This window comes from Desulfosporosinus sp. FKA, assembly GCF_002196785.1.
GTDB classification, from domain to species: domain Bacteria; phylum Bacillota; class Desulfitobacteriia; order Desulfitobacteriales; family Desulfitobacteriaceae; genus Desulfosporosinus; species Desulfosporosinus acididurans.
In genome coordinates this window covers 68,649-88,670 of the sequence record NZ_NAHZ01000027.1, presented here as the reverse complement: position 1 = coordinate 88,670, position 20,022 = coordinate 68,649, and the positions used below count along the sequence as shown (strand labels likewise).

General features: G+C 45.6%; 20 protein-coding genes, 1 tRNA gene and 1 other annotated feature. All 21 genes read right to left on the bottom strand.

Going from position 1 to position 20,022, the window contains the following annotated elements:
* Nucleotides 1–10: 10 nt before the first annotated feature.
* Complete coding sequence (rplC, locus tag B5771_RS10060; protein WP_047808627.1) at nucleotides 11–649, bottom strand: 50S ribosomal protein L3; 639 nt, start codon at nucleotides 647–649, stop codon at nucleotides 11–13.
* 167 nt (nucleotides 650–816) lie between these two features.
* A complete protein-coding gene (rpsJ, locus tag B5771_RS10055; RefSeq protein WP_088187398.1) occupies nucleotides 817–1,122 on the bottom strand; it encodes a 30S ribosomal protein S10 in 306 nt (101 codons plus the stop codon).
* 230 nt (nucleotides 1,123–1,352) lie between these two features.
* Nucleotides 1,353–2,555: an elongation factor Tu gene (gene tuf, locus B5771_RS10050; protein ID WP_047808625.1), complete on the bottom strand. Its 1,203-nt coding sequence runs from the start codon at nucleotides 2,553–2,555 to the stop codon at nucleotides 1,353–1,355.
* 106 nt (nucleotides 2,556–2,661) lie between these two features.
* Nucleotides 2,662–4,740: an elongation factor G gene (gene fusA / locus B5771_RS10045; RefSeq protein ID WP_047808624.1), complete on the bottom strand. Its 2,079-nt coding sequence runs from the start codon at nucleotides 4,738–4,740 to the stop codon at nucleotides 2,662–2,664.
* A 39-nt stretch (nucleotides 4,741–4,779) separates the two neighbouring features.
* Complete coding sequence (rpsG, locus tag B5771_RS10040; RefSeq protein WP_088187397.1) at nucleotides 4,780–5,250, bottom strand: 30S ribosomal protein S7; 471 nt, start codon at nucleotides 5,248–5,250, stop codon at nucleotides 4,780–4,782.
* Nucleotides 5,251–5,297: 47 nt separating this feature from the next.
* Nucleotides 5,298–5,717, bottom strand: coding sequence for a 30S ribosomal protein S12 (gene rpsL, locus B5771_RS10035; RefSeq protein WP_047808622.1), 420 nt, complete (start codon nucleotides 5,715–5,717; stop codon nucleotides 5,298–5,300).
* 89 nt (nucleotides 5,718–5,806) lie between these two features.
* Nucleotides 5,807–6,058 (bottom strand): ribosomal L7Ae/L30e/S12e/Gadd45 family protein, encoded by a 252-nt coding sequence (locus tag B5771_RS10030; protein ID WP_047808748.1) that lies wholly within the window; start codon nucleotides 6,056–6,058, stop codon nucleotides 5,807–5,809.
* Nucleotides 6,059–6,126: 68 nt separating this feature from the next.
* Nucleotides 6,127–9,561 carry a DNA-directed RNA polymerase subunit beta' gene (gene rpoC / locus B5771_RS10025; RefSeq protein WP_088187396.1) on the bottom strand — a complete coding sequence of 1,145 codons (3,435 nt, stop codon included), beginning with the start codon at nucleotides 9,559–9,561 and terminating at the stop codon, nucleotides 6,127–6,129.
* A gap of 27 nt (nucleotides 9,562–9,588) precedes the next feature.
* Nucleotides 9,589–12,963, bottom strand: coding sequence for a DNA-directed RNA polymerase subunit beta (gene rpoB, locus B5771_RS10020; protein WP_088187395.1), 3,375 nt, complete (start codon nucleotides 12,961–12,963; stop codon nucleotides 9,589–9,591).
* 482 nt (nucleotides 12,964–13,445) lie between these two features.
* Nucleotides 13,446–13,826: a 50S ribosomal protein L7/L12 gene (rplL, locus tag B5771_RS10015; RefSeq protein WP_047808619.1), complete on the bottom strand. Its 381-nt coding sequence runs from the start codon at nucleotides 13,824–13,826 to the stop codon at nucleotides 13,446–13,448.
* Between the two features lie 51 nt (nucleotides 13,827–13,877).
* Nucleotides 13,878–14,405, bottom strand: coding sequence for a 50S ribosomal protein L10 (gene rplJ, locus B5771_RS10010; RefSeq protein ID WP_088187394.1), 528 nt, complete (start codon nucleotides 14,403–14,405; stop codon nucleotides 13,878–13,880).
* Between the two features lie 24 nt (nucleotides 14,406–14,429).
* Nucleotides 14,430–14,560: a sequence feature (ribosomal protein L10 leader region), on the bottom strand.
* A gap of 38 nt (nucleotides 14,561–14,598) precedes the next feature.
* Nucleotides 14,599–15,291: a 50S ribosomal protein L1 gene (rplA, locus tag B5771_RS10005; RefSeq protein WP_047808617.1), complete on the bottom strand. Its 693-nt coding sequence runs from the start codon at nucleotides 15,289–15,291 to the stop codon at nucleotides 14,599–14,601.
* Between the two features lie 49 nt (nucleotides 15,292–15,340).
* Nucleotides 15,341–15,769: a 50S ribosomal protein L11 gene (gene rplK / locus B5771_RS10000; protein ID WP_088187393.1), complete on the bottom strand. Its 429-nt coding sequence runs from the start codon at nucleotides 15,767–15,769 to the stop codon at nucleotides 15,341–15,343.
* Nucleotides 15,770–15,803: 34 nt separating this feature from the next.
* Complete coding sequence (gene nusG / locus B5771_RS09995) at nucleotides 15,804–16,331, bottom strand: transcription termination/antitermination protein NusG (protein WP_047808615.1); 528 nt, start codon at nucleotides 16,329–16,331, stop codon at nucleotides 15,804–15,806.
* Nucleotides 16,332–16,373: 42 nt separating this feature from the next.
* Nucleotides 16,374–16,595, bottom strand: a complete 222-nt coding sequence (secE, locus tag B5771_RS09990; RefSeq protein WP_047808614.1) for a preprotein translocase subunit SecE — start codon at nucleotides 16,593–16,595, stop codon at nucleotides 16,374–16,376.
* Nucleotides 16,596–16,678: 83 nt separating this feature from the next.
* A complete protein-coding gene (rpmG, locus tag B5771_RS09985) occupies nucleotides 16,679–16,828 on the bottom strand; it encodes a 50S ribosomal protein L33 (RefSeq protein ID WP_014825554.1) in 150 nt (49 codons plus the stop codon).
* 169 nt (nucleotides 16,829–16,997) lie between these two features.
* Nucleotides 16,998–17,073 (bottom strand) — tRNA-Thr (locus B5771_RS09980).
* Between the two features lie 96 nt (nucleotides 17,074–17,169).
* Nucleotides 17,170–17,820, bottom strand: a complete 651-nt coding sequence (gene sigH / locus B5771_RS09975; RefSeq protein WP_047808613.1) for an RNA polymerase sporulation sigma factor SigH — start codon at nucleotides 17,818–17,820, stop codon at nucleotides 17,170–17,172.
* A 338-nt stretch (nucleotides 17,821–18,158) separates the two neighbouring features.
* Nucleotides 18,159–18,908 (bottom strand): 23S rRNA (guanosine(2251)-2'-O)-methyltransferase RlmB, encoded by a 750-nt coding sequence (gene rlmB, locus B5771_RS09970; protein WP_242966812.1) that lies wholly within the window; start codon nucleotides 18,906–18,908, stop codon nucleotides 18,159–18,161.
* Nucleotides 18,905–19,585, bottom strand: coding sequence for an FAD-dependent thymidylate synthase (gene thyX / locus B5771_RS09965; protein ID WP_088187392.1), 681 nt, complete (start codon nucleotides 19,583–19,585; stop codon nucleotides 18,905–18,907). Before thyX ends, rlmB begins: the two co-directional genes overlap by 4 nt.
* A 24-nt stretch (nucleotides 19,586–19,609) precedes the next feature.
* Complete coding sequence (locus tag B5771_RS09960) at nucleotides 19,610–20,017, bottom strand: ribonuclease III domain-containing protein (RefSeq protein WP_088187441.1); 408 nt, start codon at nucleotides 20,015–20,017, stop codon at nucleotides 19,610–19,612.
* Between the last annotated feature and the right edge of the window lie 5 nt (nucleotides 20,018–20,022).

Here is a 20,022-nt window from a genome sequence, read left to right as displayed (position 1 = left end):
TTTCTCAGTGCTACTTCGCTTTGTTCGCCTTGACAGAAGGCTTCAGAATGAGCAATGATTTTTTCGCTCCTGGGACAGCCCCTTTGATCAAGATCAAATTTTTATCTAAGTCAACTCGGATAACCTCCAAGTTTTGTACAGTTACACGTTCGCCACCCATTCGGCCTGGCAAAACACGACCTTTAAATACTCGAGCCGGGCCCTTCGCGCCAAGGGAACCTGAACGGCGATGATACTTTGATCCATGAGCCATCGGTCCGCGACTGGCACCATTACGCTTAATCATGCCTTGAAAGCCTTTACCTCTTGAAATGCCAACTACATCCACTTTATCGCCGACTGTAAAAAGGTCCGCATTGACTTCTTGACCAATTTCATAATTGTCAATGTCATTAACCTTAAATTCGCGGACATAACGCATAGGCTTTAAATTTGCCTTTTGAAAATGTCCTTGGCGAGGCTTGTTCGCCAGGCTTTCACGAAGTACGGAAAAACCTAATTGGATAGCATTATATCCGTCTGAGGCAACCGTTTTCTTTTGAACCACCGGGCAGGGACCTGCTTCCACGACTGTGACCGGAATAACTTTACCTTCACTGGTGAAGACTTGGGTCATTCCTATTTTCTTACCTAGAATTCCTTTTGACACGAATGCCACCTCCTAGACGCTTTGAAGTGCGCCAGAATACTCTGGTGCACGAGAGCGTCACCTTATTTATCTTACCGCGAATTTCTACACGCTACCGGGTGTTTCTCGCGACAAGCACATCCTATTATATCATAAGTTTTTTCATTAAGCTACAAAAACTTATGATTTTAAAGCTTTATTTCAATATCTACCCCAGCAGGCAGATCCAAACGCATTAATGCATCCACAGTTTTTGAGGTTGGTTCAAGGATATCGATTAAACGTTTATGGGTCCGCATCTCGAATTGTTCCCTTGAGTCCTTATTAACGTGGGGCGAACGCAAAATCGTGTAAATATTCTTCTCTGTCGGGAGCGGAATCGGGCCGCTGACCTGAGCTCCGGTACGTTTTGCTGTGTCTACAATACGTTCTGCAGATTGATCTAAAGTTTTGTGATCGAAAGCTTTTAAGCGAATTCTAATCTTTTGACTCATTGTTTCTTCTACCTCCTTAATTCCCGTTACACGGGTCCAGCGCAAAAATTCCCCAGACAAGCGGAGTCACCTGCCCAGCAACCTTTTGCACCATTTCAGATATCAGAGATCAGATGCCGGAAATCAGATAGGCGAATATAACTCCAACTATCGACGTTCCTTCACCAGACCTTCACAATTAGAGAGGAAGAATTCCTTCCTCTCTAATTCTAATTCTTTGCAAACAATAATTAAGCGTAAATCTTAGCAACGATTCCTGATCCAACGGTACGTCCGCCTTCACGGATAGCGAAACGAAGTCCTTCTTCCATAGCGATTGGAGTGATGAGCTCAACGTCAATCGTTACACGGTCTCCAGGCATAACCATTTCAGTTCCTTCAGGAAGGTTGATAACACCGGTTACATCCGTTGTACGGAAATAGAATTGGGGACGATAGTTGTTAAAGAAAGGAGTATGACGTCCGCCTTCTTCTTTATTCAGGATGTAAACCTCACCGGAAAATTTGGTGTGAGGCTTGATGGAACCTGTTTTAGCCAAAACTTGACCGCGTTCAATGTCTTTACGCTCAACACCACGAAGAAGCGCACCGATATTATCACCGGCTTGAGCTTGGTCTAAGAGTTTGCGGAACATTTCAACACCGGTTACAACTGTCTTACGAGCAGCTGCGCTTAAGCCAACGATCTCAACTTCGTCTCCGACTTTAACTGCACCACGTTCAACACGGCCAGTAGCAACGGTACCACGACCAGTAATCGTGAATACGTCCTCGACAGGCATTAAGAACGGTTTATCGGTATCGCGTTCTGGAGTAGGAATGTAGGAATCAACGGCATCCATAAGATTCCAGATCTTACCGCACCATTCACACTCACGTTTTCCGCAGCCACATTGAAGAGCTTTGAGTCCGGAACCGGGAATGATGGGAATGTTGTCACCATCAAATTCATACGAACTTAAAAGTTCACGGATTTCCATTTCAACAAGCTCTAAGAGTTCAGCGTCATCAACCATATCAGCTTTGTTAAGCCAAACAACAATGCTGGGAACACCAACTTGGCGAGCCAAGAGGATGTGTTCACGAGTTTGCGGCATCGGGCCGTCAGCAGCTGATACAACGAGAATTGCGCCGTCCATTTGAGCAGCACCGGTGATCATGTTCTTAACATAGTCAGCGTGCCCTGGGCAGTCAACGTGAGCATAGTGACGAGTTTCGGTCTCATACTCAACGTGAGCTGTGGAAATGGTAATACCACGTTCGCGCTCTTCTGGAGCCTTGTCAATTTGGTCAAAGGCAGTTGCAATAGCACCGCCGACTTTAGAAAGAACAATTGTGATTGCAGCAGTAGTAGTAGTTTTACCGTGGTCTACGTGACCGATGGTTCCAACGTTAACGTGTGGTTTTGTACGTTCATATTTCGCTTTTCCCATGTTTTTCACTCCTTTAAATTATTTCAGGGATTTATAATTCAGTGAGGTGCCAAGGTTGCGATCATACTTATCGCCTTGAATCGCAACCTCAGACTTCAAACCTCGCTTACGAACCTTGACGTTTAGCAATAATTCCATCAGCTATGGTCTTGGGAACTTCTTCGTAATGGTCAAATTGCATCACGTAAACACCGCGGCCTTGAGTGGCTGAACGCAAATCAGTCGAATAGCCAAACATTTCGGCAAGAGGAACAAAACCGCGAACAACCTGGGAATTTCCGCGGGCTTCCATACCTTCAATACGTCCGCGGCGAGAGCTGATATCACCGATAACATCACCCATATATTCCTCAGGAACCGTTACTTCAACTTTCATTACAGGTTCCAAAATTACCGGATCAGCTTTTAGGGCACCGGCTTTGAAAGCCATAGAACCGGCAATCTTAAAGGCCATTTCTGAAGAGTCAACATCGTGATAGGAACCGTCAACGACAGTAGCCCGGATATCGAGAGCAGGATATCCTGCAAGGATACCATTTTGCATAGCTTCTTCGATACCATCGCCAATCGGGTTGATATATTCGCGAGGAATAACCCCTCCGACGATCTTGTTGACAAATTCAAAGCCAGATCCTGGTTCCAACGGTTGAAATTCAACCCAGCAGTGTCCATATTGTCCACGGCCGCCCGACTGCCTTACAAATTTACCTTCAGCTTTAACTGTTTTGCGGATGGTTTCCTTATAAGCAACCTGCGGACGTCCAACATCACATTGAACCTTAAATTCACGCTGCAGACGGTCAACAATAATCTCCAGATGGAGCTCGCCCATTCCGGCAATAATTGTTTGCCCTGTCTCAACATCTGTACGCATTCTGAACGTCGGATCTTCTTCAGCCAAACGCGAAAGCGCGCCGCCCATTTTTTCCTGGTCGGCTTTTGTTTTCGGCTCAATAGCGACATCAATAACCGGTTCAGGGAAGACCATTTTTTCAAGAATAATCGGTATTTTTTCGTCACATAGAGTATCTCCGGTCGTCGTTTCTTTCAAACCGACTGCGGCAGCGATATCTCCTGAACGAACCTCAGGAATATCTTCACGGTGGTTAGCGTGCATTTGAAGAATACGTCCAATGCGTTCCTTCTTGCCTTTCGTTGAGTTGAAGACATAGGAACCTGCACTCAGCACACCGGAATAAACGCGGAAGAAAGCCAGTTTCCCGACAAAGGGGTCTGCCATGATCTTAAACGCCAAGGCAGAAAATGGTTCTTCATCAGATGCTGTTCGATGATCCTCTTCGCCTGTATCCGGATTAACCCCTTTAATGGGGGGAACATCCAAAGGTGACGGCATATAGTCTACTACTGCATCCAAAAGAGGTTGAACCCCTTTATTCTTAAAAGCGGAACCGCACAATACCGGAATAAAGGTATTGCTGATAACTCCTTTGCGGATGCCATTACGTATTTCATCTTCCGTCAATTCTTCGCCTTCGAGATATTTCATCATGAGTTCTTCGTCAGTCTCTGCTACTGCTTCAACAAGCTTCTCGCGATACTTATTCGATATTTCCTGCAAATCTTCAGGAATCGCGTTATGCTCTGCAGTTGTACCCAAGTCATCCGTGTAAATGATCGCCGTCATTGTTACCAAATCCACGACACCTTTAAAGTTGTCTTCCACTCCAATAGGCACTTGAATTGGTACAGGCTTAGCGCCCAATCTGTCCGCGATCATGGAAACACCACGGAAGAAGTCGGCTCCCATCCGGTCCATTTTATTAATATATGCAATACGCGGAACTTTGTATTTGTCCGCTTGACGCCAGACGGTTTCAGACTGCGGTTCAACTCCGCCGACTGAGCAGAATACTGCCACAGCGCCATCAAGCACCCGCAGAGAACGTTCAACTTCTACGGTGAAATCCACGTGCCCTGGTGTGTCAATGATGTTAATTCTATTATTTCTCCATTGACAGGTTGTTGCTGCTGAAGTAATTGTGATACCGCGTTCTTGTTCCTGAACCATCCAGTCCATTGTTGCTGCGCCATCATGTACTTCACCAATTTTGTGCACGCGTCCTGTATAGAATAGAATACGTTCCGTCACCGTCGTTTTACCAGCATCAATATGGGCCATAATCCCAATATTACGCGTATTTTCAAGTGAGTTTTGTCTTGCCACTGCGATTCCCCCTTTCTGTCAAAATCAGTGTGCCTCAAACTACCATTTGTAATGCGCAAAAGCTTTATTCGCTTCAGCCATTTTATGCATATCTTCCTTCTTTTTGACAGAACCGCCGGTATTATTAGCGGCATCGAGCAACTCGGCAGCAATTTTCTCCTGCATCGTTTTCTCGCCCCGCTTACGAGCCATGGAGACAATCCAGCGGAGAGCGAGAGTCGAACGACGTTCTGCACGTACTTCGATAGGAACTTGATAGTTGGCTCCACCGACACGACGGGCCTTAACTTCTAAAACGGGCATTACGTTTTTCATAGCATTATTGAAAACTTCCAGCGGATCTTTGCCGGCTTTCTCCTGAATCATATCAAAAGCACTGTAGCAAATAGCCTCTGCCGTCCCCTTCTTGCCGTCTAACATAATCTGGTTTATGAACTTAGTTACTGTCTGATTTTTATAAATTGGATCAGGCAGAACTTCTCGTTTCGCAATATATCCCTTACGTGGCATTAGTTTTTTCCCTCCTTTATAGCGTACTCAAGCACTCTAAAGCATAATTAAGCTTTTTTCGGACGTTTTGCCCCGTATTTCGAGCGGCCTTGTGCACGTTTTTGCACTGCCGTTGTATCAAGGGCGCCGCGAATCACGTGATAACGTACGCCAGGCAGATCCTTAACACGACCTCCACGGAGAAGAACCACGGAGTGCTCTTGCAGGTTGTGACCAATACCCGGAATATATGCAGTAACTTCCAGTTGATTTGTCAAACGTACACGAGCAACCTTACGAAGGGCAGAGTTAGGCTTTTTAGGAGTGGTGGTATAAACCCTTGTGCACACCCCTCTCTTTTGTGAGGAGCCTCCAGACGGAAATTGCTTACGTTTTAAAGAATTATAGCCCCACTGTAATGCCGGAGCTGTCGACTTTTTCTCAACTGAAGTACGACCTTTGCGAATGAGTTGGTTAATTGTCGGCATGTCTTTACCTCCTTTCTGATCAAATCAATATACAAGGAATTGCTTGCTTCAGCATTTAGCAAGCAATTCCAAAACCAGCAGTGAATAATTCAGTCCTTCAAAACAGCCGCTACGGCCGTTCCTACTTCAATCCCGCATGCTTTGCCAAGTTCCTTCATTGTAGGCACCTCAAGACGTTCAACATTATGAGAGCGGCACCATTCAACCAGCGGACGCAAAACGTGGGAATCGGCATCTTTAGCTAGATATACGCGCTGAACCAGTCCTTTTTCCAAGGCGCGCTGAGTCTGTTTTAAGCCAACGGTTTTGTTTTTAGCCTGTTTAAAGGTTTCATCAAGCAGCAATATGCTTTCCTCCCTTAGCACACACTATAGTAGTTTAGCATTTGCATTCAAACGTGTCAATATTTTCAAACCAGATTTGTTTCAGAGGTTTTGATATTGCGGTAACGAGCCATTCCCGTACCTGCAGGAATGAGCTTGCCGATGATGACGTTCTCTTTGAGTCCCAGGAGAGGATCCACCTTTCCTTTAATCGCTGCCTCTGTGAGGACACGAGTCGTTTCTTGGAAGGAAGCCGCAGACAGGAAAGAGTCTGTCGCCAAAGAAGCCTTGGTAATTCCCAGCAAAACGGCATGAGCAACAGCCGGTTCTCCTCCATTGGCAATCGCTTTAGCATTTTCATCTTGGAAATCAAATATATCTATGAGACCACCTGGAAGCAGGCTTGTGTCTCCAGCATCATCTATCTTCACCTTACGAAGCATCTGGCGAACCATGACTTCAATATGTTTATCATTAATGTCAACCCCTTGAAGGCGATAAACACGCTGAACTTCACCCACGAGATAAACCTGTACCCCTCTCAGACCCTTTACCTTCAGCATATCGTGAGGGTTAATACTTCCTTCTGTCAGTTCATCCCCTGCTTCAACAATCTGCCCGTCCCGAACTCTGAGGCGTGATCCATAAGGTATTGTATAAGTTACATGTTCATCGGATTCGGTAGTGATCTCCACTTCTCTGCGTCCCTTAACTTCACTGACCGCTACTTTTCCTTTGACTTCAGATATTATCGCTTGGCCTTTCGGTTTACGGGCTTCGAAAAGCTCTTCTACCCGCGGAAGACCTTGAGTAATATCGTCACCGGCTACACCTCCGGTATGGAATGTCCGCATAGTCAGCTGAGTACCCGGTTCACCGATGGACTGCGCCGCGATAATCCCAACTGCTTCGCCCATTTCAACCGGGCGTCCTGTAGCTAAGTTTCGTCCATAGCATTTCTTGCAAACTCCAAAACGTGAAGTACAGGCCAGAACGGAACGAATAACGACGGAATCAAACACAGAAGCTATTTCTTTCGCTTGTTCTTCCGTCATCTCCTTATCCGGAGCAGCAAGAAGTTTTCCTGTTGTAGGATGATATAAATCTTCCAGCACGAAACGGCCCACGAGTCGTTCTTCCAAGGACTCAATGATTTCCGGACCATCCTTGATGTCTTCCACAATAATACCAGTCGTTGTTCCGCAGTCCTCTTCACGTACAATGACATCTTGAGAAACATCGACTAGACGACGGGTCAGATAGCCTGAGTCTGCAGTCCTTAGAGCTGTATCAGCCAAACCTTTTCGAGCACCGTGAGAGGAGATGAAGTATTCCAAAACCGTCAATCCTTCACGGAAATTCGCCTTAATCGGCAACTCAATGGTACGTCCGGACGGATCAGCCATAAGGCCCCGCATTCCGGCCAGCTGTCGGAGCTGTTGAATATTACCCCGTGCTCCCGAAGTTGCCATCATATAGACAGGATTGAACTGATTTAAGCTTTCCATCAAAGCATCGGTGACCGTCTTAGTCGCTTTAGCCCAAGTATCAATAACTAAATTATAACGCTCTTCATCGGTAATTAAACCTCGGCGATACTGCAATTCGGTTTTGGCAACGGCCTGATCGGCATTGGCGAGAATTTCCGTTTTCGCTTCAGGAACGGTGATATCCATTAGACCAACAGTCATCCCTGCACGGGTCGAAAACTTAAATCCTTGACTTTTTAGTCCGTCCAGCAGTGCGGCGGTTGCTTCATATCCGGCAATTCTGTAAGTCTTGGCCACAATCTCACCTAGACCCTTTTTGCCGACAACTTCATTGAAGTAGCCGATCTCTTTAGGGATTACAGAATTAAAGATCAGACGACCGACCGTTGTCTCCAAAAGTCCATCATCACGGCGAACCTGAATCTTTGCTTGTAAATGAACTTCACCCGAATCATAGGCTAAAACTGCTTCATCGAAGTCTTTGAATATTTTCCCTTCACCAAAAGCCCCCGGTCGTTCCATCGTCAAATAATAGGAGCCTAAGACCATATCCTGGGTAGGAGTTTGTACGGGCCGGCCATCCTTAGGATTTAAGATGTTATGAGAGGCCAGCATTAACAAACGTGCTTCGGACTGAGCTTCTGCAGACAATGGAACGTGAACAGCCATTTGGTCTCCGTCGAAGTCAGCATTATAGGCTGTGCAGACGAGAGGGTGGATCTGTAAGGCACGTCCTTCAACCAAGCTAGGCTCAAAAGCCTGAATTCCCAAACGATGAAGGGTCGGAGCACGATTCAAGAGGACCGGATGATCGGTAATGACCTCCTCCAAAACGTCCCAAACTTCCGGACGTACGCGCTCAACCATTCGTTTAGCGCTTTTTATATTATGGGCATGCCCTTCATTAACAAGCTTCTTCATAACAAAGGGTTTAAAGAGTTCTAAGGCCATTTCCTTAGGAAGGCCGCATTGATGCAATTTAAGGTTTGGCCCGACTACAATAACGGAACGTCCTGAATAGTCTACGCGTTTTCCTAAAAGGTTTTGACGGAAACGCCCTTGTTTTCCTTTCAGCATATCGCTCAGAGATTTCAGCGGACGGTTTCCCGGTCCTGTCACTGGACGTCCGCGCCGCCCATTGTCAATCAGAGCGTCAACCGCTTCTTGGAGCATTCGTTTCTCATTGCGAACGATGATATCCGGAGCCCCTAAATCCAAAAGACGCTTCAGTCGATTGTTACGGTTGATCACGCGTCTGTAAAGGTCATTAAGGTCTGAAGTGGCAAATCTGCCGCCGTCCAATTGAACCATAGGCCGCAGTTCAGGCGGGATTACCGGAACCACATCCATAATCATCCATTCCGGACGATTACCTGATTGCTTAAAGGCCTCAACGACTTCTAAGCGACGAATAGCGCGAATTTTCCGTTGCCCGGAAACCTCTTTCAGTTCTCCGCGCAGCTCATCGTTAAGTTTATCTAAATCCATTTCTGCGAGCAGAAGTTTAATGGCTTCAGCACCCATACTTGCTTGAAAACGATCACCATACTTCTCCCGGTATTCACGATATTCCGTTTCAGTCAAAAGTTGCTTTTTCATGAGGGAAGTATCCCCAGGCTCGGTAACAATGTAGGAAACAAAATAGAGGACTTTTTCCAAAGCTCGGGGTGACATATCTAAAAGCAGACCCATGCGGCTTGGAATCCCTTTAAAATACCAAATATGGGAAACGGGAGCAGCCAGAACAATATGTCCCATCCGCTCACGGCGAACCTTCGATCGAGTGACTTCAACTCCGCAGCGATCGCAGACAATACCTTTGTAGCGGACCCGTTTATATTTTCCGCAATGACATTCCCAATCCCTTGTCGGACCAAAGATCTTTTCACAAAACAATCCTTCCCGTTCCGGCTTTAAGGTCCGATAGTTAATGGTTTCAGGCTTCTTTACTTCTCCATAGGACCAATCTCGGATCATATCCGGGGAAGCTAAGCCGATACGCATACGGTCGAAGTTATTGACGTCTAGCAATCCTTATCGCTCCTTTCCTCCGGGGGACTATTTGAGATCGTCAAAGTCTATTTCCTCTTCTTCAAGGACTTCTTCATTCAAATCTTCAAGAGGGTCTTCTTCATCCACGGTTTCTTCTTCATCCTCATCTTCAGTTTCTACGAGACGAGGGCCTGGAGCAGGAAGTTCCTCATGCAGATCGATACCAAGTTCTTTAGCAGTTTCCGCGATATCCTCATCCGTATCATGAATCTCAATTTCCTGATCATCTGAGGAGAGCACTCGAACATCCAATCCCAAACTCTGCATTTCTTTAATCAATACTTTAAAGGACTCAGGAATTCCCGGTTCGGGGATATTTTCCCCTTTAACAATAGCTTCGTAGGTCTTAACGCGGCCGACAACATCATCAGATTTAACGGTTAGGATTTCTTGGAGAGTATATGATGCTCCATAAGCTTCCAGAGCCCAAACCTCCATTTCTCCAAAACGTTGTCCGCCGAATTGCGCTTTACCTCCCAAGGGTTGTTGGGTTACCAGGGAATACGGACCTGTCGAACGGGCATGGATTTTATCATCAACCAAATGGTGCAGCTTCAGTACATACATATAGCCTACAGTAATCTTACTGTCAAAAGGTACTCCCGTGCGTCCGTCGTACAACATTGTCTTGCCGTCTTTGGGAAGCCCGGCCTTTTCCAAGGTTTCAAAAATATCTTCTTCACGCGCACCATCAAAAACCGGCGTAGCAATGCGAATACCCAGAGCTTTGGCCGCCCAGCCTAAGTGGGTTTCCAAAACCTGACCGATATTCATCCGCGAAGGAACGCCCAGAGGATTCAATACAACCTCGATCGGCGTGCCATCCGGCATGAAGGGCATATCCTCCTGACGCATAATCCGGGAAATAACCCCTTTGTTTCCATGCCGGCCTGCTACCTTGTCGCCAACAGAGATTTTACGTTTCTGAGCAATATAGACACGTACCAGCTGGTTAACGCCCGGTGATAATTCGTCTCCGTTTTCGCGGGTAAAGACCTTGACATCAACAATTTTTCCGGCCTCACCATGAGGAACCCGTAAAGAAGTATCCCGAACCTCGCGGGCCTTTTCGCCGAAAATAGCACGCAGCAAGCGTTCTTCAGCTGTCAGTTCCGTTTCTCCCTTGGGAGTAACTTTACCGACTAAAATGTCTCCAGGACGAACTTCCGCACCAATGCGAATGATTCCACGTTCATCAAGATCCTTCAGAACATCTTCTCCGACGTTAGGAATATCCCGAGTAATTTCTTCAGGCCCCAGCTTCGTATCACGCGCGTCGGATTCATATTCTTCAATATGGATTGACGTATAATAATCTTCTCGGACAAGCTTTTCATTAATCAGAATAGCATCCTCATAGTTATACCCTTCCCAAGTCATGAAGGCCACTAAGACATTTCGTCCCAGAGCAAGTTCACCATAGTCAGTGGAGGGGCCGTCAGCAACGATCTGGCTCGCCTCGACTTTTTCGCCCTTCTTGACGATCGGTCTCTGGTTAATACATGTTCCTTGGTTCGAGCGCAAGTACTTAAGCAGTTTATGTCGTTCCGTAGTACCATCGTCATGAAGGACTACGATCTCATCCGCTGTTGCCCGTTCGACAACCCCAGCTTGTTTGGTGATCGCGCAAACCCCTGAATCTTTAGCAGTCTTATATTCCATCCCTGTTCCCACATAAGGAGAGTCTGTACGCAAGAGGGGAACAGCTTGGCGCTGCATGTTTGAGCCCATTAGTGCCCGGTTTGCATCATCATGCTCCAAAAATGGAATCAAAGCGGTAGCAATTGAAACCATTTGCTTCGGAGATACGTCCATGTAGTCCACTTGGCTCGGTGAAACATGCACGAAATCAGGGCCATGCCGGCCGTCAATTTTATCTAAGAGGAAATTGCCGCTTTCATCAAGAGGCGCATTAGCCTGAGCGACAACGTACTTTTCTTCCTCATCTGCCGTTAAATAGTGAATCTCATCGAGAACTCTGCCGTTTTCTTTATCCACCTTACGATATGGAGCCTCGATAAAACCGTAAGGATTAATGCGGGCAAAGGTACTTAAGGAACCGATCAAGCCAATGTTCGGACCTTCAGGAGTTTCTACAGGACACATCCGCCCATAATGGGAGTGATGAACGTCACGAACTTCAAAACCAGCCCGTTCACGGCTCAAGCCACCCGGTCCCAAAGCACTTAAACGCCTTTTATGAGTTAGCTCGGCTAAGGGATTCGTTTGATCCATAAACTGTGACAATTGACTGCTGCCGAAGAATTCCTTAATAGCCGCCACAACAGGACGGATATTTATTAAAACTTGTGGAGTTATGACTTCGACGTCCTGAATAGTCATTCGTTCACGGACAACACGTTCCATTCGCGATAAACCAATACGAAATTGATTTTGGAGCAGTTCTCCTACGGAACGCAAGCGGCGATTTCCTAAGTGGTCAATGTCATCCTTAAATCCTCCGCCTTCCATCAGGTCTAACATTCGTTGTATACTCGCCACGATATCCCCGCGGGTCAGATGACGAACCTCCATGGGAATGTCTAAACCTAACTTCTTATTAAGCTTATAGCGGCCAACCTTTGCCAGATCGTAACGCTTAGCATCAAAAAATAAGGCTTCCAACAGCGAGCGGGCACTGTCGACAGTTGGAGGTTCTCCTGGCCGTAATCGTTTATAGATTTCAACGAGAGCTTCTTCGGTAGATTCCGAATTGTCTCTTTCCAGGGTAGCACGAATGTATTCGTTATCATTGAACAATTCCAGAATTTGTCCATTGCTGGAATATCCCAAGGCCCGGATGAGTACCGTGCCCGGAAGCTTACGTGTACGGTCAACTCTTACAAAAATATTATCATTAATATCCGATTCAAATTCCAACCACGCTCCACGGTTTGGAATCACCGTAGCCCCATAAAGTTTCTTACCACTCGGATCAATTTGTTCCGCATAGTAAACACCAGGTGAACGAACAAGCTGACTTACAATAACACGCTCAGCACCATTAATAATAAAGGTGCCTTTGTCTGTCATTAGCGGGAAATCACCCATGAAGACTTCTTGTTCCTTAACTTCCCCGGTTTCTTTGTTAATAAGGCGTACTTTTACCCGCAGAGGAGCCGCAAAAGTTACATCTCGCTCTTTACACTCCTCAACCTGGTACTTGGGTTCTCCTAAGCTGTAATCAATAAATTCCAAAACTAGATTGCCCGTGAAGTCTTGAATCGGAGAAATATCGCGAAACATATCGCGCAATCCTTCATCAAGAAACCAACGATAGGAGTTCTGCTGGATTTCAATTAGATTTGGCATGTCAAGGACTTCCCGGATTCTGGAATAACTCCAGCGCTCCCGTACCCCGACCTTAACAGGATAGAACATTAACGCTTCACCCCTCAGTGCGCATTTCTCTCATTGAGGTATAATATATTGACATAAACAGCCAAAAGCAAGGCCTTTAAATAAAACCTCGCTTAACTATCTATGGTATTCCGCATCATCGTGACAATTCCAAACTACTATCTCCTTATTATCCAATGCTTTCTAGTAATTGCCATAGCATGGAAGAATCGAGCAAATACCTTCACCTATGTATAGTAACAGTTATAAATTATACCAAATTCATCGTACAGTGTCAAGAAAATCTTCAGAGTTAGAAGAATAAATAATGAAGATATGACACTAATAATGGCGTTGGCAGTAAAGGATTGCCGCTTTGCGGCACGGAGGTCTGATAATATAAACATACATGGACATTTTCGGTTCCCTAAGTAGGATAAATGTATTTGCGCCAGGAAAGATAGCCTGCCTGTAATTAAAGAAGGCACTCTCTACTTAGAGAGCACCTTCTTATATTCTCTAAACTATTTAACTTCGACAGTTGCGCCAGCTTCAGTTAATTTAGTTTTTACAGCTTCAGCTTCGTCTTTAGCGACCTTTTCTTTAATAGGTTTCGGAGCATTATCTACGAGATCTTTAGCTTCTTTTAAGCCCAAACCAGTTACTTCGCGAACAACTTTAATAACATTGATCTTCGATGCACCGCAGTTGGTGAGGATAACATCAAATTCAGTTTTTTCTTCAGCTGCTTCACCAGCAGGTGCTGCCGCTCCGCCAACAGCTGCTACAGCTACAGGAGCTGCAGCACTGACACCGAATTCGGTTTCAAAAGCTTTAACGAGTTCAGAGAGTTCGAGGACAGTTAAACCTTTAACTGCTTCGAGAATTTCATTAACTTTAGACATATTATATTTCCTCCTTAAACTATGAAACATTTTATGTTTCTGTCATTAATATTATTGAGCTTCTTTAAGCTTACGCACTTCTTCGAGAGCGTAACCCATTTTGCGAATAGGCCCTTGAAGAACATTGGCCATACCTGCCAAAGGAGCTTGCATACCGCGCAGAACCATGGCCAGCAGTACTTCCCGCGACGGCAGATCGGCAAGATTTTTAACGCCGTCAGGTCCGATAACTTTGCCCTCTAAAACTCCAGCTTTAATGGCAAAGCTCTTAAGCTTATTTGCTTTGGCAAAGTCCAATAAGATTTTAGCAGGAGCAACAGGATCTTTGCTGAAAGCAAGCGCTGTTGGTCCTTCTAAATAGGACTCAAGTCCTTCGACACCTACTTCTTGAGCCGCTCGACGTACAAGGGTGTTTTTCAACACCTTATACTCCACGCCAGCTTGACGAAGCTGTGCCCGTAATTGGGTCACCTGAGCTACTGTTAGCCCGCGGTAATCAGCTAAAACAACCCCTGAAGATTGTTGAAACTTCTCTTTAATCTCTGAGACAACCTGGCTTTTTTCCTCGATATTAGGCATTCTGTGTACCTCCTTCCTATAGGGCAACTCAGCAAAAAACCTCCGCAGCTGCAGAGGTTAAGAATGCCAAGTATATCTTTCGGCACGTGTTCCAACCTCGGCAGGAAATTAAGCCTAACGGCACCTGCTATCTACAGCGGATATTTAATTCCTGATAAGTGTACCCTCATTGTAGAATACTGTCAAGAGAACTTTAGAGAGCCTTAACCGGATTGATTCTTACGCCAGGGCCCATAGTCGAACTAACCGTTATGCTGCGGATATATTGACCTTTAGCAGCAGCAGGTTTTGCTTTAGCGATGGTTTCCCCTAACGTACGATAGTTCTCTAACAGCTGCTCTGCACTGAAAGATGCTTTGCCAATGGGAGCATGGATAATTCCAGCCTTTTCGGCACGATATTCAATCTTACCAGCTTTGATTTCCTTGATGGCACGAGTTACATCCGGGGTAACGGTTCCTGTCTTAGGGTTCGGCATTAAGCCTTTAGGTCCAAGTACACGGCCTAATCGTCCGACCATTCCCATCATATCCGGAGTAGCTACTACAACATCAAATCCGAACCAGCCTTGATCGATCTTCGCGATCATGTCTTCAGCGCCCACAAAATCTGCGCCTGCAGCTTCTGCCTCTTTCGCTTTATCTCCCTTGGCGAAAACCAAAACAGAACGAGTTTTTCCTGTTCCATTAGGCAGCACAAGAGCACCGCGAATTTGTTGGTCTGCATGACGAGTGTCAATTCCTAATTTAAAAGCAACTTCGATCGTCTCATCGAATTTTGCTTTGGCATTAGCCTTCACGAGCGTTAATGCTTCAAGGGGTTCGAAATATCCTGTGCGATCAAAGGTCTTTACGGCCTCTTGATATCTTTTTCCAACCTTAGCCATTCTTTTACCTCCTTGTGGTTATGCGGGCTAAACCCTCCCACAATTCATCTTAGCCTTCAACAACATCAATGCCCATGCTTCGGGCTGTACCTTCAACCATCCGCATTGCTGCCTCTATACTTGCTGCATTCAGATCTTTCATCTTAATATCCGCAATTTCGCGAACTTTGGATTTCGGGATCGTGGCAACCTTCTTGCGATTGGGTTCAGATGAACCGGAATTAATATTGGTCATCTTTTTAAGCAGAACAGAAGCAGGCGGAGTCTTGGTAATAAAGGTAAAGGAGCGATCTTCATAGACCGTAATTTCCACCGGAATAATAAGCCCAGCTTGATCCTTTGTGCGCTCATTGTACTCTTTACAGAAGGCCATAATATTGACCCCATGTTGACCAAGAGCCGGACCAACCGGAGGTGCCGGTGTAGCTTTACCTGCAGTGATTGCTAATTTGACCATACCAATTACTTTCTTTGCCATAGTTTAACACCTCCTTGATAGAATAATCCCTATTTTAGTCGAGTTTTTGAACCTGTCCGAAATCTAATTCCACAGGCGTCTCTCTTCCAAACATCGATACTTCCACACGCAACTTGCCCTTATCGGGGAGTATTTCTCGGACCACTCCTACAAAGTCTTTAAACGGCCCAGCTATAACCTGGACAGTTTGATTAACCTCGAAATCAATTTTAGCACGCAGATCATCCATCCCCATTTGCTGGAGAATCTGAACAACTTCTTGCTCAAGGAGCGGAATCGGTTTAGTTCCCGTACCCACAAAACCTGTTACCCCCGGCGTATTGCGAACAACATACCAAGAGTCATCGGTCATTTCCATTTCAACAAGAACATATCCCGGATAAACCTTACGCTTCGTTACTTTTTCCTTCCCATTTTTGAACTCAACCTCGTCTTCCATGGGAACAAGAACGCGAAAGATCTTCTCCTCCATATTCATGGATTCTACGCGTTTTTCGAGATTCATTTTAACTTTATTTTCATAACCCGAGTACGTATGAATTACGAACCAGTCTTTAGCCATTTCTCAGGGACCTCCTCAGACACTGCCGCAGAAACTCGCAGTTTAGGGCACTAGCTTGGTTAAGGCAATACTTAAACCGCCGTCCACAGCCCACATGAGAACAGAAACAATCCCCACCGCGACAAATACTACACCCGTATAGGCAAGCAATTGCTTACGGCTTGGCCAGTGAACTTTTTTTAATTCACTCAGAACTCCGCGAAAGTAGTCTTTCGTCTTATCCGCTTGCTTCTGAGTATTAGCTGGTTTTTTTAACGCGCCCATCGCTTCACATCCTTAAACGACATCGGTGTCCTCGACATTGTGACAACGCTTCCTGGCGTACAGTTTAAAACGTCACAAAAAAATTATTTGGTTTCTTTATGGAGAGTATGGCTTTTGCAGAACTTACAATACTTTTGGACTTCTAAACGATCAGGATTATTCTTCTTATTCTTCATCGTAGCATAGTTACGGTGCTTGCAATCCGTACACGCTAAAATAATGCCCACACGCACTCACGAACACCTCCCAGACAACAGTAGGACGCTGCATTTATTCCATTACTCAAGTACTGTATCACAAGATAATTACCCTGTCAAGAAAATACGGGATGAAGCAACATGGTCAGCGTACTTTGTGGATAAAACAAAAGACAGCAATGCTGCCTTTTAACTTCAAAATAAATGGAGCCAACGATGGGACTCGAACCCGCAACCTGCTGATTACAAATCAGCTGCTCTACCAATTGAGCTACGTTGGCATTTTGTTAGTACCTCTCTTGTTGAGGGGCACTCATATAATCTAGCACTTTTTATAAAAAAATGCAAGCATTTTCTTTCCAGGAATTTATGTAAAATCACCCATCCCGACGTTCAAGATAACGTTCAAGTTTCCTCTTCACTCTCTGCAACGCGTTATCGATTGATTTCACATGTCTTTTCAAGTCAACAGCAATTTCCTGGTAGGACTTCCCTTCCAAGTAAGACATCAGTACCTTCCATTCTAAGGAACTGAGAATCTCACCCATCTTTTCCTCAATGTCATCGAATTCCTCACGGCTGATGATCAGTTCCTCCGGATCCGTAATACGAGTCCCAGAGATAACATCAAGCAGCGTCCGATCAGAATCTTCGTCATATATCGGCTTATTGAGTGAGACATACGAGTTAAGGGGAATGTGTTTCTGCCTTGTAGCTGTTTTAATAGCAGTAATAATCTGGCGGGTTATACATAACTCCGCAAATGCCCTGAACGATGAGAGCTTATCGCCGCGAAAGTCTCTTATGGCCTTATAGAGTCCAATCATTCCTTCTTGAATAATATCTTCGCGGTCCGCACCTATGAGAAAATAGGAACGAGCCTTTGCCCGAACGAAGTTCTTATATTTGTTGATTAGATACTCTAGTGCTGTAGCGTCGCCTTCCTTGGCAAGCTCAACCATCTCTTCATCTACGATAATGTCGATGATTTCGCACTCTGGTAGTTCTGGTTGGGCTTGAAAAGTCAAGTTGATCCCCCCTACAATGTCGTCATGAAGAAGACGCAATCTCGCCTAGCCCTTGTCCACGGGAACATTCTCATTATACCCGACCCCTAAGAAAAGCGTCAAGGCGAAGTTTTGGTTGTTCTGTCGCATAGGCGTCATTTGAGACCTGATATTCAAAGTCCGAAGTTCAATATTGGGTGAAAGCGACTCTTTTAGAAGTATCATAACCAGTGACGCCCAATCTTTCAAGTCTAATTTTTATCCAATCGTACTTTCTTCGATGGGAGACTCCGCCCCCCACTGAAGTTTCGATGTTCAGCTTTAGCTTAACAATTTCACATTCCTACAACGTCTCTGGTTTATTGCTTCATAGATCTTTGTCTCAAGACCTCATAGAGCATCACGGATCCTGCGACACTGGCGTTAAGCGAAGTTACTCTGCCTTTCATAGGCAAACTGACAATCTCGTCGCAATTCTCCCTTAAGAGACGGCTGATCCCCTTGCCTTCACTGCCAATGACGATAACTCGCGGGCCTGTGAGATCTGCTGTAAATACATGACCTCCTCCGGCTTCCGCTCCGGACACCCAGCAGCCTCTCTTTTTTAAATCCTTAATGGTTTGGACTAAATTACTTACACGAGCGACCAGAACATACTCAACTGCTCCGGCCGATGTTTTAGCAACAGTTCCAGTCAAAGAAACACTGCGGCGTTTCGGAATAATAACTCCATGGGCCCCCACAGCATCAGCGGTTCTCAGCAAGGCCCCCAGATTATGCGGATCTTCAATTTCGTCCAGCATCAAGATAAAGGGATCTTCCTGCCGTTCTTCAGCCAGTGCCAAAATGTCCTCAACTTCGGCATATTCTCTTGCCGCAATATAAGCCAAAATACCTTGATGACTTTCCTTCTGCACTAAGCGGTCAAGAACCTGTCGTTTTACAAACTGGTAGGGAATGTTCCGTTCCTGCAGGAGAGAAAGGATTTCATGATTCCTCTCGCTCGTATTCTCCGAAACCATAAGTACTTTATTGACAGGTTTACCGCTCCTCAGCAGTTCAATAACCGGATTTTTACCATAAACGATTTCATCGTTCAACTTGTTCACGTCTTCTTTCCTTTAAGGGTTTGTAATCTTCCGCAGCTATAAGCGCCCTGATGACACACTCCCTGAGTCACACAGGTTGGCCCCGCCTCGCTGAAAAGGTTTGGAGCTGCGACCCGTACCAGTTCCAGCATTTTCTCTGCCAGAGCGCGAATTTCCCATTGTGCCCTCATGCAGGTTCGATGTTCAAAGAAATTTAATAACGAGCGAGCGTTAAAGGTCGCCATTAAAGAGGTGGTACAGGCGTTGGGCAGAACAAAACGAGCATCTTCTGCAGGCACCATAGCCTGAAGGGCTAGATATTCTTCTTGAAGGTTTGTCATAACCTTTGCAAAACGCTCCATAGCCTCAGGGCTGCGCTGAATGCTGGGGGGAACGACATATTCGAAACCATTCTCTTTGACATAACGCTGAGAGCGCTGAGAATAACTAGCGATTCTATGACGCACTAATTGATGGGATAAGACCCGCGAGACACCGTCGATTGAAAACTGAAAACACACATGTTCAAAGGGCGATAAATGTCCCATATCACGCAGTTTTCGCACAAAGCGCGCCACCGTCTCATCTTCTAAGCGATCCAAAAGTTCAGGCACAGGATCTGCCGAATAACACAAACGAGCAGCAGCAGCCACCACTTTTTCCGGATCTGGCGTGTATTGAATTAGATCCACTCTCATCTCGACAGCCTTCTTTCCTCTTTATCATTCTTCTTCAAAATCGATTTTGTCCGGTCCCTTGCTGATAACCCCATCGACTTGATTAAAGGCCCATTGCATACGTTGAGCTTGTCCGCTTAATTGCCAATATCCAACTAAACTTTCAAAGGCTGTAGCATAACGATAGGTTACAACGTCAACATTTTTCGGGTACCCGCCTTTAGCATTTCGCCCACGCAAAACAACCTTCCGCTCAACATCATCAAGTTCCGGAAAAAGGGCTTGTAAAACCTTCGCTTGAGCCCCCGCCCGAACATAACTAATTGCTTGTTTGTGAAGTTCCTTAACTTTTTCATTCCCTAACTCCAGCAAATGGGTTCGAACCCATAATTCATAGACAGCGTCTCCCAAATACGCCAGGGTTAAAGGATTCATTTCTTGCCAACTGCGCATACGGT